The following is a 15268-nucleotide window of genomic DNA, read 5'->3' on the forward strand; positions in this document are numbered from 1 at the left end:
AACTCATCGAGCTTTATCGCCAGTATCACTTTTTGGCGAAGGTCGTAACTGTAGGGTTTGGGCATGAGGATAACGATCGCCTACGAATTGTTAGCACCACTTCGAGTTTATGCCTAAACCGCCCTGGCGGTTGCTATATAAGCCCAATTTTCAGGCGATCGTTTCCCTCTCGCCGAGGAGTTAGGGTCGAGGAGTTAGGGGTGAGTTCGATCGCACAGAACTTTAACCTGGATACAGACAAATCATCTAAACCGATCGTCTAAACTTACGTGAGTTCGGGTTAAGACTATTCGTAAGGGTAATGCCACGATAAAATTAGCTTTTGAACCCACGGAAGAATGAAAATTTCAGCCGATTCCGAACAGAGGTTCAACTCTAAAATCTCAAATAATCCCAAATCTAAAATCCCAAATGACGATCTACGCCGTTACAATTTTAGGGGCGGGAGCGTGGGGTTCGGCACTAGCAACCCTCGCCCGCAAGCAAGGACATCGTGTCTGCATTTGGTCTCGCCGCAGTTCCCAAACCCTGACCGAAGCGACACAGGATGCAGATGTTGTCGTCTCGGCTGTTTCCATGAAAGGGGTTCGAGAAATTGCGGTTAAGCTACAATCTCTACCCCCCCACGCTATCCTCGTTACAGCCACCAAAGGCTTAGATTTGGTGACGACGCGCACCCCCTCCCAAATCTGGCAAGCTACTTTAACAGATCGTTCGATTGTCGTTCTCTCGGGTCCGAATTTATCGAAAGAGATCGAAGCGGAACTACCGGCAGCGACGATTGCCGCCAGTCACGATGTCGATGCGGCGAAGACGATTCAAGGGATTTTTTCGTCTGATGCCTTTCGCGTGTATACCAATACCGATCCGTTGGGGACGGAACTGGGGGGAACCCTCAAAAATGTGATGGCGATTGCAACGGGAGTCTGCGACGGCTTGCAACTGGGAACGAATGCCAAAGCGGCGTTACTCAGCCGAGGGGCGATCGAAATGGTGCGAGTAGGAACGAGTTTGGGCGGTAAAGTGGAAACCTTTTGGGGACTGTCGGGTTTGGGGGATTTGCTGGCAACCTGCAATAGCCCTTTGAGTCGCAACTATCAAGTGGGTTACGGTTTGGCCCAGGGAAAATCCCTGATGCAGGTTATGGACGAAATCCAGGGGACGGCAGAAGGGGTGAATACCAGCCGAGTTTTGGTGAAATTAGCGGCGCAACGGGGAATTGAAGTGCCGATTGCCTATCGGGTCGATCGCCTCCTCAACGGTCAAATTTCCCCGGAAAAAGCGGTGGCCGAATTGATGGAACGAACGCTAACCTCGGAAGCGGTGTTTCCCCAGTTCCATTGAAAGAACGATCGAACTGCGTTTTTTCCACAATCTCTCCACTCTTGACAACGATTCCGTGACTCGATCGGGCCCGATCGACCTCCGGTGATATGCATTTTTCCAGACAATATGTCAAAGTAATATGGGAAAACTTCCTCAAAAGTTAGGGTTTCCATTGGAAATCGGATCGTAGGTATCCGTCAAGAGTGGATCGTTTTCTTGACAGAAGAACTGCTCATCTAAAGTTGGCTGTTGAGATCGTTCCCGCTTGGGGCGCGCTTGTCTAAATCTGCTTGTCTAGATCGAATGTTGATGCATTAAAGTTACAGCCAGAGTATGCGAGATTCTAGAGATCTGCATAAAACGCAAGAAATTAGTCTCGAGCCAGAGTTCACCCCATTAGAGTGTATCGCCGCTGATGTACCCGGTCTGATTTACCAGCTTCAGCGCGATCGCCATGGTTTTCTCGCATTTCCATTTCTGAGTTCTAGCGTCCGAACTTTCTTAGAACTCGATGCAACGGCCGTACAAACCGATGCGAATCTGCTGCTCTCGAAAATTCATCGAGAAGATCGCGTTCGTTTCGATCGCTCCCTCGAACGTTCTGCTGCCGAATTCGTCACGTGGGTTTGGCAGGGAAGATTGATTTTAGAATCGGGAGAAATTGTGTGGGTTCAGACTTCAGCGCGCCCCCGAAAAAAGCGCGATAAAAGTATTCTTTGGCAGGGATTGCTCGTCGAAGTTTCTCGGGAACTTCAAAATCCCCGATCGCCCATCGAAATGCATCTCAAAGATCGATCGTCCCCGCGGAAAACGCAACTTCTCGAAGAGGCGATCGAAAATTTGCCCCAAGCTTGTTTCTGGAAAGATCTCTCTTTCAAATATCTCGGATGCAATCGCCAATTTGCCCAGCTGATCGGTCTCCAAAACCCAAAGGAGATCGTCGGCAAAACCGATCGAGATTTGCCCTGGAAGCCGGAAATTATCCAAGCCTTGCAAGCGTTAGACAAACAGGCGATCGCCTATCGGTCTCCGGTGCGACAGATTCTCGAATCTCCCCGACCCACCCATTCTCCGCAAACCTGGTTCGATACTCAAAAAACGTTACTCCACGATGAATCGGACAACCCCATGGCAATTTTGGGGACGATGGAGGATATTACCGAACGCAAACAGCTCGATAAAGCTCTCCTCGATTACCAAAACGAGCTACTCACGCTCTTCCGGGCAATGCAGGATGTGATTTTGGTGTTCGATGACGAAGGATGCTTTCTGCGAATCGTTCCCACCAATCCCCCACAGTTCTGTCGAACGCCACCGGATGTCATCGGCAAAACCCTACACGATGTGCTACCGGCCTCCACGGCAGACTTTTTGGTGGGCCAAATTCAAACCAGCCTGGAAACCCAAACCACGATCCAACTCGAACATCTGTTGAACTTGGGGGGAATAGAAACTTGGTTCGATGTGAGCATCGCACCCCTCAAAGACCGAACGGTGATTTGGGTGGCGCGCAATATCACCGAACGCAAGCAAGCCGAGTTGGAATGCAGCCAAAGCCAGCAGCAACTCCAAGCGATTTTAGATTACGCACCGGCACTGATTTCCATTGAAAACTTGGCGGGGGAGTACATGGTGCTAAACCGGCAAGCTCAGGAAGTGCGGCATCTCAACGATCGAGGTCTCTCGAAATCCACCGCAGGTGACGAACCGGCACCGGATATTGCCCAACCCGATCAACACGGACTTCAACGCAGACATGGCGATGTTGTCGATCTCGAGCGTCCCATCTCTAAAGAAGAAATTCTCTCGTTGCCCGATGGATTGCATACCTATCTGACAGTCAAGTTTCCCTTAAAAAATTCTGAAGGTCAAATCTACGCGATCGGGGGCATTTCGACAGATATTACCCAACAAAAACTCGCGGAAGAAACCTCGCGTCGCAAAGAGGCAAAATTACGACATAAAACCCAACAGTTAGAGCAGAACACCCAGCAGTTAGAGCAAACTTTATGGGAATTGCGACAGACTCAAGCCAAACTCATCCACACTGAAAAAATGTCGAGTTTGGGTCAACTGGTGGCCGGTGTCGCCCATGAAATCAACAATCCCGCCAACTTCATTCACGCTAATCTCAATCACGCTCGAATTTACGTTGAGGATTTACTCCAACTGGTCAAAGCCTATCAAACTCAGTACCCGGAAGCGACGCCTGCCATTCAAGAGATTGCTGAGGAGATTGACTTAGATTTTATTTTTTACGACTTACCCAAATTGCTGAGTTCGATGCAAGTGGGAACCCAACGCATTCGGAGGGTGGTGCAATCGCTGCGGACGTTTTCGCGGGTAGATGAAGCAGAACGCAAACGGGTCGATCTTCATGAAGGGATTGAAAGTACTTTGATCATGCTTCAGCACCGACTCGAACCCAAACCCGATATGCCAGAAATCAAAGTGATTCGCGAGTACGGCGAGTTCTCGAAGATCGAGTGCTATGCCGGACAGCTCAATCAAGTGTTTTTGAATATTATTACCAATGGCATTGATGCGTTAGAGGAGGCGATCGCAACAGGGGAATGTTCCACGCCGCAAATTATCATTCAAACGGAAGTTCTTGAGGGCGATCGCATTAGTATTTGTATTCGCGATAACGGACCGGGTATTTCCGAATCCGTACAAAAGCGAATGTTCGATCCCTTTTTTACCACCAAACCCGTCGGGAAAGGAACGGGCATTGGCATGTCAATTTGCGATCGAATTATCACCCACCTCCACGGCGGCGAACTGCAGTGTATTTCTCAACCGGGAGAGGGTGCAATGTTTAAAATGATGATTCCCATGGGTGTTGGCGAATCGGCAGAAGGTGCGACGTAAGAGTTGGGATTTTCATCTCTCGAGCTCTCGAGAATGGAGAGTGAAAACTGGCAAGAGAAAACTCTATGCAGTAAGGTTTATGTTGTGAAATTAATAATCTAAATAGAGTCCGCACTCTTCTTCAATCAGGCGATCGCACGCTTCTCGATACATGTTACGTTTGATGGCTTCTTCTTCAGGTGTGAGTGAAAATAAGTCATCGTTCGCACCTTCAATTCGATGTAGATATCCAAATGAAAAAGCAAAGTTTTGAGACTGTCGTTCCACCCACATTCTCAACTCTTGAAGATTGACATCACCTTTGAATTTAAACTTAATCCAATCCACGCCCATAATGATTCCTTATCCCCGCGTCCCCGCGTCCCCGTTTCACCGTGTCTGTCGAATGCTCCCGCTCTCGTGTTAGAATCGCCACTCATTGCCCGTGACAAAGTGACCAAGGGAGCAAGTCCACCATGCAAACTTACCATTACGTTCTCGCCAGCCAAACGTTTTTACTCGAAGAAGAACCCATTGATGAAGTGATTCGCGAACGAACTCGAAACTATCAAGAACGGGAAAAAGAAATTGATTTTTGGGTCGTCAAACAACCCGCGTTTTTAGAAGCACCGGAAATGAACGCCATCAAAAACCAATGCCCCCAACCGGCTGTTGCGATTATTTCCACCGATCCGCAATTTATCACGTGGCTGAAGCTGCGACTGGAATACGTCATCGTCGGGGAATTTCAAGGACCGTCGGACACCATTCCCGAGCCTCTAGCCTCATTGGCATCGGTATGATAAACTACAGGACATTTAGCTAACGGTTGGGGCGGCTGGGGGTGCACAAAGCGAGGGTCCGATCGAACCCAACAAGCTCGGCACCGATCGCGCGAACCACCCCAGCCATGCCGACGGATTCCCGAATAATGTCTACACCTCACAATTCCATGGGTTTTACCCGCTCGAACACCTGGAAAACCCTGTTAGGAAGCGCCCTGATTGGAACGCTCGGATGGGGCGCGATCGCCACAGCTGCCCTTGCCGAACGGGGTGAGTGCGTTCCCCCTCAACCCGGAGAATACTTGATTCTGGTCATCAATCCAGAAGACGACGAACAAGAAGCCGTTGCCGCACTGATTCCGCCCGAACGAGATGCCACGATCTGTAACTATTTGGGAGAAATCGTCACCCGAGTGGGGGGTTACCGCGAGCAGCAAGATGCCAACGTGTTAGCTCAGACGATCGCTGCGGAAACGGGATTGGGGGCATTTGTCACCCGTCCCCCCCAAGTAGAAGCCGCGGAAGTTTCTGAAGAAGCGCCCGCGATTACACCTTCAGAATCTGCATCGGTTCCGAACCCATCTCCTCGGGTTTCTCCTTCCGTAGAAATTGCCCCCAATCCTCCAAACTACACCTCTTCATCCAGTTCGACCGGTGGCATTCCCCTGATTCCCGGTCGCGCCATCGAGCTAGAACCGACCTCTGCCCGGAGCGATCGCGAAACCTCTGGTCGTAATACCCCCGATCCGGAGACCGTCTCCACCCCAACCGCGGCCATGGCTCCTCCGGTGCTAACTTCCACCCCAACCGCCTCGACTGCCTCGACCGAGCCAACGAGATTACCCAGCCTCGATCTCAGTTCGGCGGCAATTTCCCTAGATGAGTCTTCCACCCCAGACTCACCGGCTTACAATCCCCCGCCACAGGTCTCTGCATCGTCCCCCGAAAACGATCGCGAGCCAATTCCCAATTTGGAAGTGCGATCTCAACCGCCCATCCGAGAATCCGAAAGCCGGGAGTTGCCAGAAGTTCCGCCATTGCGATCGGCATTGCCGCCCGATGGAAATCCCTCGCCACCGGAACCGATTTCAGCCACATCCTCCGTACCGCCCTTCAATCCCCAACCCCTCGATGCCGGTTACGCGATTCTAGTCGATTACGTCGAACGACCGGAGTTAGCCGCTCAAATTCAACAGGCAGTGGGTAAAAATGTGGGTTTAGCCTCCTACGGACAGCGACCCTATCTGTTAGTGATGCACACCCAAGACGAGCGATCGGCCAATTCAACCTTACAGACCCTCAGTTCTAATGGCTTTTTGGCCATGATGGTCGATAGCCGCCAAGTTATTTTGCTCGCCCCCAAAGTCGAACAATTCTAGGTGTTTGCCGGTTTGAGGGTTGGGTCTGTCATATTGCAGCCCCATGTCTGGAAAAAAACGTTTTTCGCAGCAGCGCGCTATGTTACAATACAATGGCACCACCCATGGAGAGGTGGCTGAGTGGTCGAAAGCGGCAGATTGCTAATCTGTTGTACGGTTCAGGCCGTACCGAGGGTTCGAATCCCTCTCTCTCCGTTTAAATCTATCTTTTCCAAGACTGTCGTCATTCGTTACTCTCTTGGTGTATGCAAGCTGAGAAAAAACGAATCGCACTCTGAATCGGTCTTCTTCAGGCGGGTAAATATATCGTGCTTCGCGCTGGTTTATTTACACTCATTGAAAAAATATAGCGGTATTCAGTGAGGTGACTCGAGTTTAGACAAAATCTCGATCGAACCGGCTACAAGCCTGACGGGGTAGCGTTTTAGTGTTTCGATCGTTGCCTCACTCGTTCAACTGTCAAACCCTTATCCCGAGAGGATTTGACAGTTTTAGCGATTAAATTTGTCTAAACTCCAGTTAGATCTAACATGACTGAGAGCTGACGCCTGAATGCTGACCCCCACTCAACGTTCGCAACAAACTGTGATAAACATTTAATACTAGAAATGAAGATTTCTTTTTTTGACTTTTCTTTCTCTAACAAAAGAGCTATTCTTCCTATTATTCAGACATTCAGCTCGCCAAAGTTAACCTCGAGCTTGCGTGAATTGAATGTCAAAAAGTGAGTCCTTTCGACGCAAAAAAGAGGTAAAAATAATGAAACCGATGATTTGGCATCCAGAAGAAAAAGATGCAAAAATTAACGAATATTTTCAAGCCGTTAACCATGCCCCCTATATTACAATCTGGGCTTGGGCTTTAATCTTGTTCTGCAGTGTGGCATCGATCGTGGTCATTGGCGGTTTCTAGACAGAACTGCACCGACCCAGCATTGCGGCAATGTTTCTTACAATTGATAAGTTTTCAATGGTAACGACTGAAGCCACAAGCAAGTTATTTTCCGATTGGATATTTTAATTTTCTTATAGCCGTTTTCACCGATATCAACTCTCTGAATGTAAGTTGCGTGCGCTCTGTCAATTTGATGGATCTGGCTCATTTATAGTCAAACTCGTTCCGTGGGTTGTATCTCTATTGAAAAACGCCATAAGAATGATTCCCTCAGTTTCTGACTGAGGGTTTTGCGATTTTGAGCCAAGTCGCGATCGCTGTCGGATTCTGTCACCGGCATTTTCAGCAACTGAAAGAAGCGAGAATGGAAAATTGGTACTACCCCATCACCGCGTCTGGAGCATCTCCCCATTTTCATGTCTAACCCTCTCAACCACCGGATCGTCGAAGAAAGCTTTGCCATCATCGATCGCGAGATTGGCGAGTGTGCGCTGAGTCCGTCGGAATACCAGATTCTGCGGCGAGCGATCCACAGCACTGCCGACTTCGAGTTCGAGCAACTCATCCGGTTTAGTCCCAATGCCATCGAAAGGGCGATCGCCGCCTTACCCAAAGCCGTACCCATTATTACTGATGTCACGATGGTGCGACAGGGTATCGTGACGATGGTCTCGAAAACCTTCGGCAACCCGATCGTCTGTGCGATCGATCTAGCCCCCTCGGCTTTCCCGGGAAAAACGCGCACCGAAACGGGAATGTTGAAATGCTGCGATCGGTTTCCTCAGGGGATTTACGTCATTGGCAACGCACCGACGGCATTGCTGGCACTGTGCGATCGCATTGCGGTATCCTCAATTAAACCCACTTTAGTTATCGGTGCGCCGGTTGGTTTTGTCTCAGTACTCGAATCCAAACAAGCACTGGCGCAAACGGACGTACCGCAGATTCGTATTGAAGGACGCAAGGGTGGCTCTACAGTCGCCGCAGCGATTCTCAATGCCCTACTGGTACTCGCTTGGAATTCGGGCGAATCTTGACACTTCCCCACTCAGAAGATGGGGGCGAAGGGTCGCGGAGGGTTTCACTCATCTCTCGCTTTCGGTTAAAAAGGTGACGCGCGCGACTTTTTCCTCTCGATGCGCGATCTCCACCATTAAGTTAGAGAAAGATGAAAAGTATTAGGATTTCTGTTAAAAGATTAAATAAATATTATACCTAATTTGATAGATGTTTATAACGAGTCTGTACAATGAAACTAATAAACTAAAATTTTTCTTAACTATAATTTACAAATGAGTAAAAATGGCAACATTGCTAAGATAAAGTTTGCCAGCCAAAAGCCCAACGATCGCTGTGTTAAAAAAGTAAAAATTCGATGGCTCGAAACCCCTCGAGCGATAGTCGCTGCACCGGAGAAACTACTCGCTCTCTCTTTGGAGATGTTGTGCGCGATTGGCTTCGATGGCAACTTCAAGCAAATTGCCCCCATGTGGACGCAAAGCCTGGGATGGTCCCTGGGGGAGTTACAGACTCAGCCCTATCTCGATTGGATACATCCAGACGATGTGGCGATGACGCGGGAGCATCTCTGGGCGCTGCTCGAAGGGGAACGAGACACCGTCACCTATAAAAATCGCTTTCGGAGTCGCAATAACCTATATCGATGGTTGCGCTGGCAGGTGACGTTTTGTCCCGAACGCCAACTCTTTTACGCCAACGTGCAAGATTTGGGAGAGCGACCCGGATGCAGTTTAGACCGCCTCCAACCCCATACCCAGTTTAATTCTCCCGAAGAACACTTTCGCCTGTTAGTTGAAGGGGTGAAAGATTACGCCATCTACATGCTCGATCGCCACGGACGCATCATTAGCTGGAATCAGGGTGCCCAACGCATCAACGGCTGGAGCGAAGGGGAAATCCTCGGAGAATCCATCGATCGCTTTTTTACCCCCGAACAGATTGCGGCTCGAACCCCCGCCACCTTACTCGATCGCGCTATCCTCCACGGTCGAGTCGAGTACGAGAATTGGCGAATGCGCCGCGATGGCTCCCGTTTTTGGGCCCATGTGACCATTTCCTCCCTGCGTAACGAAAGCGGCGAACTACTCGGCTTTGCCACCGTCACGCGGGATATTACCGAACAAAATCTGGCCTCGGAAGCCTTACAAAAGGCTCGCGACGAGCTAGAAAAGCGGGTGGAAGAACGAACGATCGAACTCACAGAAGCCAACGCCACTCTGCAAGAAGAGGTGAAGATGCGCAAACGCACGGCAAGCGCATTGCGACAATCAAAAAATTCTTTAAAACGACAAGCTCGCCAACTCGAGAAAACCTTACGGGAACTGCAAACCACTCAAGCGCAACTCATCCATACGGAAAAGATGTCGAGTTTGGGGCAGTTGGTGGCGGGAATCGCCCACGAGATTAATAACCCCGTTAACTTCATTCACGGCAATCTCTCCTATTTGGAGGCATACACAGAGGAACTCATCGAGTCGATCGACCTTTACCGACAACACGATGACGGCTTAGAACCCAAACTTCGAGAGCGCCTTCGAGAGCTAGATTTAGATTTTATGCGTCGGGATATTCCCAAAATCTTGGCTTCGATGAAAGTGGGAACTCAACGGATTACCCATATCGTTCGTTCTTTAAGAAACTTCTCCCGCCATGATGAATCGCAATGCAAAAAAGTCGATATTCACGAAGGAATTGAAAGCGCGCTTTCACTGTTATCTTATCAATTGAACACGGCGGGAGATCGCATTCAAGTCATTAAAGAGTACGGCGAACTCCCACGGGTTGAATGCTATGCCAGTCAGTTAAATCAGGTATTTATGAACGTTTTGGCAAATGCGATCGATGCTTTATCCAGTCAGCGAGAAGATGACCGTCGAGTGGGAAAAGCGATCGTTTGCATTCAGACCCAGATGAAAGAAAAAACCGTTGCCATTCACATTTCCGATAATGGCATTGGCATGAGTGAAGAGGTCCGCACTCGCATTTTCGATCCGTTTTTTACCCTAAAACCCGTCGGCAAAGGCACGGGTTTGGGACTCTCGACCAGCTACGATATCGTTGTCAACCAACATGGAGGGACGTTAACTTGTGTTTCTGCGCCCGGACAAGGCACGACCTTGAGTCTGGAAATTCCGATCGCGCGCTAGAAGCAACAACGCACCCGAAACCCATTAACAGAAGATCGATCGTTGCCTGCCATCTCGTGGAAATTGCACCGGTGTGGTGTATTTATTGTAAAATGTCAGAAGACTGTGTCAAACGCACGTTACACGACAATTCAAGCAACCAAAAATCGATCGGATTTAGTTAACCGATCGAGCCAGACCTAGATAGAACCAACCCACCCAAAATAGTGCAAGTGAAAAGGGTTTTTCAATCGTGATGCAATAGGTCTTTTTCGAGAGTCGGTATTGAATACCGATTCAATTCTGGGGTGAATCTACGACAAAATTGGCAACCATCGGGTTGAGACCCGATGTCGAGACTGGGAAATCGCGCGATTCTCAAACACCGATTCGTTTTAGACGTTTGAATTAGATGTTTTAAGAATTGTGCGGCAAGGCACAGATTTCCCCAGTCAACGACTACACTAACACCACCTCTGAGATCGGGAACGAATAAGAATGATTGTCGGCACGACAAATAATGACATCCTCACCGGAACTTCGGGTATTGATGAAATCACCGCACTTTCTGGAGATGATATCGCATCTGGGCTTGAAGGCAATGACGATATTAACGGCAATGATGGCAACGACGACCTAAACGGAAATCAAGGAAACGACGTCGTCCGCGGCGGCCAGGGAAACGATACCGTACGCGGCGGCGCCAATGAAGATTTAGTGACCGGAGACCTCGGTAGCGACATTCTCTACGGCGATCGGGGCAACGATGTCTTAATGGGGGGCACTAGCGATGGTGGAGCCTTGGACGTCGCGGGAAACGACCTTATTTTTAGCGGACCGGGCAATGATTTCGCCTTTGGCAACCAAGGAGACGATGTCATCTCCGGGGATGAGGGAGACGACGTGCTGTTTGGGGGACAGGGCAACGATCGCATCTCCGGCGGTTCCGGAAACGATCGACTCTTCGGGAACCTGGGGTCAAATACCCTCACCGGAGGCGCGGGAACTGACTTTTTTGTCATCGGCGATGGTCCCAGCGGGACTTTAGCCGTGAATAACATTATCGATTTTCGCAAAGGGGAAGACTTCATCGAACTCGGCGGCGGTTTGACCTTTGCCAACCTCACTTTAGGGGTGGGAACCGGCGAAAATGCCGGTGGTACCATCGTTCAAAATGCCGCCACGGGGGAAGTGCTGGCAATTTTGCAAAGTATCAGTCCCAACGAAATCAATCAAAGCGACTTTCTCGAAGCCTTTCCCACAGTTCCCACCACGCCATTACCTCCGGGGACGCCGCCACCGGTGATTCCCACCCCCGAGACTCCCACACCGGATTCTCCCTTCGGCGCGCCGTCGGGCAACTTTCTGAGTTATACCGATGCCACGGAGGGGGTGATCGTCCGTCTCGATCGCAACCTCACTTTCCTGAGCGAGTTCGGCACCTTTCCTAGAATTATGCCTCTGGGAGACTCGATTACCCGAGGAAACGATGGGATAACTCCATTTGAGGAAGAAGGCGGCTACCGCACCACTCTGTACGAGCGACTCCAAGATTTCGGCTTTATTCCCGATTTTGTCGGTTCCCAATCGAGCGGTCCGTCGAGTTTGCTCGATCGCGATCACGAAGCGCACTCCGGTCAAAACATCGGATTTTTCCGCGATAACGTCACCAGCGATGACGGCACTGGCTTCATCGAAGTCAACCCGGCCGATATCGTGCTGTTGCTAGCCGGAACCAATGATATTAGCAACACCCGAGATAACAGTGACGCTCGTGCCGATAATCTGAGTCGAGCGCTCGGTCGTACCATCGATCGCATTACCGACTCCGACTCCTTTGATGGGACGGTTCTCGTCGGATCGATCGTTCCCTTCCATCCCGATGCCAGAACGACCGACGAACTCGAATTGGTCGATCGGTATAACACCCGCGTTCCCGGCGTAGTGGCCGAACGAGTCGCCGACGGCAAATCCGTCGCCTTTGTCGATATCAATCGTTCTGTCAGCGCACCGGCAGATTTAGCCGATTTATCCGTCGATAGCGGCATTCACCCCAATGCCGGGGGGTACGTCAAAATTGCCGATGCTTGGTTCGATGCCATTCTCGACGCCACTGGGACAACGGTTCCCATCAGTAATGTCGATCGCATTATCGGTTCTGCCTTTAACGATGCCCTCGTCGGCAATAGCGGGAATAATATCCTCGAAGGAGGCGCCGGAACCGATCGACTCACCGGTGGCATTGGTGTCGATAGCCTGGCCGCCGGACCGGGGTTAGATGGATTTATCTATAACTCCCCTGCTGAAGGCGGCGATTTAATTGCCGATTTCAATCCCGCAGAAGGGGACATTATCATGGTCTCCGCATCGGGATTTGGCGGTGGGTTGGCGACTGGGACGGTCTTAACCGCTTTTGTCAGCGGCCCGACCCCGATTCCCTCCACCACCGACGGGACGTTTCTCTACGACACCAATACCGGCAATTTGAGCTTCGATGTCGATGGCATCGGACCCGGTGCGGCGACCCAAATTGCTACCCTCCAAGGTATTCCCGAATTAACAGCCGATCGGTTTGCCCTGTTAGCTTGAGCGGGATGGGGAAGAGGGAAGACAAGGAAGAGCAGGGAGAGGGGGAAGACAAGGGAGAGGAGAATTATTCAATTAACCATTCCCCACATCCCACACCCCACACCCCATTCCCCATTCCCCATTCCCCCTTAACCCAAGGTATACATCCACCCATCCCGCGAGCAAATCCTGACGATTCCATCCCAAACCACCGGAGTCGATTCAAAGGAAATACCCGGTTTGAACCGACCGATTTCTTCAACCCTCAAACGATAGAAGTTCCCCCCATCGCTCTTGAGGGCGTTCGGTTCCGCCGAGGTGGTGGGTTCAAAATTGAGCTGAAACAAATAAACTCCGTTATACCCGGCTGCCACCAAGCGATTCCCGTCCGTAAAAACGGGGGTGGAAATCGATGCCCCCAATCGTTTTTGAAAGGCAATTAATGGGGTATTGTAGGTCTTTTGCAAAAACGGCCCTTTGACCTGGGTTCCGGTTATTTGATGCTGGCTGCCGATATATAAGTTGCCATCGATCGAATTCGTGGCAAACAGCGCTGGAATCTCGGGCGATCGATATTCGTCGTTGAGGGCAACCGACCCCACGATCCCCCCCTTCCAGGTACTAAACCCGCGATTTAAGGTGGGGAAAAACCACTCAACCGCTTCTTGGGGGGGTTTATTGGGATCGAGTTTGAAAACCCCTCCACGACCGGGAATCTTTTCCCGTTCCATCGCACAAAAGAGCTTATTTTCATCGGAAATGGCGAGCGTACCGTTCAAATCGCCCCCAGCCAGAAACTGCCAGATAATCTCGCGGGTGGTGGTACTGATGCCGTAGATGCGTCCTCCCCCGGCTGCTAGGAAAATGCGATCGTTGAGTCGGGCCGGGGAGGATTCGGCCACCAAATTGCCCCCGTAGCGGCGCGCGTCGCTATCTTGATAGAGCTTCAATTCCGAAAAAACCTGCGGCTGGAGGATACCCTCTTTCTGAGTTGCCGTTGCCGTGGCGCTGTTGAGGAAATAGCCGATGCCGTTTTCTCCTACATTGAAGAGCAACCCATTGCCTAAATTGATGGCGCTGCTGTCGTTATCTCGGCTGAAACTTCGAGTCAGGCGGAGGTTGAGCCGCCACAGTTCTTGTCCGGTGCGGAAAGACACGGCTCGAAAACTGGGGACGGGTTTGGGGGTCCGGATGGGATTTTGCAATCCTCGCCGACTACCTTGGAGAATCACGACCCGATTGTCATTGCTAGCGAGGGGATCGATGTAGACCGTGGAGGAGCCTTTGAGAATATCATCGAATTTATACTGCCAAACCACTTGGTTGGTGCCCAGATCGAGTTTGCGTAAATGGTGGTCGAAAGCGCCGATAATGGCGTAGGTTTTACCGAAATCTTTGATAATCGTCGGCTGTCCCGTCCATCCGGCCCCCGTCCAAGTTTTGAGGCTGCGACCCAGATAGCTGCGACCGCTACCGAGGGGGAGTTGGTGCAGCAGGTTTAACCCTTGAGGCACGCCGCGACCGTAAAATCGGCGGCGATCGTTTCCCAGGTAGGTGGGGACGAGCAGTTCGGTTTCGGGAGTGAGCTCGTCCACGACGTCGCTGATATAGGCTTTCAACCCGGCGCCCATAGAGGTGGTGTTGAGGGGGGTGGCTTTCGGGGGCTGACATCGCTCGAGCAGCACCGAAGGCGCAACGGCACCGGTTGCAAACTGGATGACACGTCGATTAAAGGTTCGTCTGGTCAAAGTCATGATGCAGCCACAATTTGGCGTTTCGCCCGATCTTGCTCGATCGAGCCTGAATTGTATCGTTTTTCTCGATCGCAGAGCAATATACTGAGGGAAGCATCAATTCTGTAGGGTGTGGCAAGTCTGACTCGTTGCAAGTCATAATTAAAATGGTTTATCTAGCTCTCGAGCGAATCCAACTCCCAACCTTTTAAGTTGGGAGATAAGCAAGCCGCAGGCGGTTTGAACCGCCGTCAGGTTTGGTAGATTCATCTGAGTCGAAAAGGTAATCAACCACTCAAACCACCTAAGACGATTAGTGGTAGGGCTGAACATTGACTATTGAATCTCTCGGGTTCTACAACATTGTTCTCGTTTTTCCTCTACTAGTCGGTCAAAGATTCATAGAGACTAGACAAACAGCATTAGAGGCGAGATCGCCTCTTCAAAAAAAGGACTTGCAATCGGCCAACAGGGTTGGGCATACCCGCTTTTAAGCTGGGGCAGAATCCCACCTCTGAGTTCGGTAACGCAATTCCCTTGGCTGATGTGGTTTCGCCGAGCACAAAAAGTCTTTCATGATTCATATG

Annotated in this window: 11 protein-coding genes and 1 tRNA gene; 10 read left to right on the forward strand and 2 right to left on the reverse strand. The window is 50.6% G+C overall.

Annotated features, from left to right (window positions below):
* The 3 genes from AC2215_RS05120 to AC2215_RS05130 all read left to right on the forward strand — a co-directional run.
* The coding region (locus AC2215_RS05120; protein WP_486808886.1) for a hypothetical protein at positions 1 to 263 on the forward strand (263 nt) is incomplete at its 5' end.
* Between the two features lie 148 nt (positions 264 to 411).
* On the forward strand, positions 412 to 1344 hold the full coding sequence (locus tag AC2215_RS05125) for an NAD(P)H-dependent glycerol-3-phosphate dehydrogenase (RefSeq protein ID WP_486808887.1): 933 nt from the start codon (positions 412 to 414) through the stop codon (positions 1342 to 1344).
* A 315-nt stretch (positions 1345 to 1659) separates the two neighbouring features.
* Positions 1660 to 4197, forward strand: a complete 2538-nt coding sequence (locus tag AC2215_RS05130; protein ID WP_486808888.1) for a PAS domain-containing sensor histidine kinase — start codon at positions 1660 to 1662, stop codon at positions 4195 to 4197.
* A gap of 90 nt (positions 4198 to 4287) precedes the next feature.
* On the opposite strand, the gene AC2215_RS05135 is transcribed toward AC2215_RS05130, so the two are convergent.
* Positions 4288 to 4530, reverse strand: a complete 243-nt coding sequence (locus AC2215_RS05135) for a hypothetical protein (RefSeq protein WP_486808889.1) — start codon at positions 4528 to 4530, stop codon at positions 4288 to 4290.
* Positions 4531 to 4652: 122 nt separating this feature from the next.
* Here AC2215_RS05135 and AC2215_RS05140 point away from each other — a divergent pair, with 122 nt between their 5' ends.
* The 7 genes from AC2215_RS05140 to AC2215_RS05170 all read left to right on the forward strand — a co-directional run bounded on the left by AC2215_RS05140 (position 4653) and on the right by AC2215_RS05170 (position 12969).
* Positions 4653 to 4979 carry an MgPME-cyclase complex family protein gene (locus AC2215_RS05140; protein WP_486808890.1) on the forward strand — a complete coding sequence of 109 codons (327 nt, stop codon included), beginning with the start codon at positions 4653 to 4655 and terminating at the stop codon, positions 4977 to 4979.
* A 128-nt stretch (positions 4980 to 5107) separates the two neighbouring features.
* On the forward strand, positions 5108 to 6340 hold the full coding sequence (locus AC2215_RS05145) for a hypothetical protein (protein WP_486808891.1): 1233 nt from the start codon (positions 5108 to 5110) through the stop codon (positions 6338 to 6340).
* 106 nt (positions 6341 to 6446) lie between these two features.
* Positions 6447 to 6535 (forward strand) — tRNA-Ser (locus tag AC2215_RS05150).
* Positions 6536 to 7099: 564 nt separating this feature from the next.
* Positions 7100 to 7252: a hypothetical protein gene (locus AC2215_RS05155; RefSeq protein ID WP_486808892.1), complete on the forward strand. Its 153-nt coding sequence runs from the start codon at positions 7100 to 7102 to the stop codon at positions 7250 to 7252.
* A 398-nt stretch (positions 7253 to 7650) separates the two neighbouring features.
* Entirely contained in the window at positions 7651 to 8271 is a 621-nt protein-coding gene (locus AC2215_RS05160; RefSeq protein ID WP_486808893.1) for a cobalt-precorrin-8X methylmutase, read from the forward strand.
* A gap of 255 nt (positions 8272 to 8526) precedes the next feature.
* Positions 8527 to 10401 carry a PAS domain S-box protein gene (locus AC2215_RS05165; protein ID WP_486808894.1) on the forward strand — a complete coding sequence of 625 codons (1875 nt, stop codon included), beginning with the start codon at positions 8527 to 8529 and terminating at the stop codon, positions 10399 to 10401.
* A gap of 477 nt (positions 10402 to 10878) precedes the next feature.
* Positions 10879 to 12969 carry a GDSL-type esterase/lipase family protein gene (locus tag AC2215_RS05170; protein ID WP_486808895.1) on the forward strand — a complete coding sequence of 697 codons (2091 nt, stop codon included), beginning with the start codon at positions 10879 to 10881 and terminating at the stop codon, positions 12967 to 12969.
* A gap of 128 nt (positions 12970 to 13097) precedes the next feature.
* On the opposite strand, the gene AC2215_RS05175 is transcribed toward AC2215_RS05170, so the two are convergent.
* Positions 13098 to 14702, reverse strand: a complete 1605-nt coding sequence (locus AC2215_RS05175) for a hypothetical protein (RefSeq protein ID WP_486808896.1) — start codon at positions 14700 to 14702, stop codon at positions 13098 to 13100.
* Positions 14703 to 15268: the final 566 nt, after the last annotated feature.

The sequence above is a fragment of the Zarconia sp. genome (genome assembly GCF_057467645.1).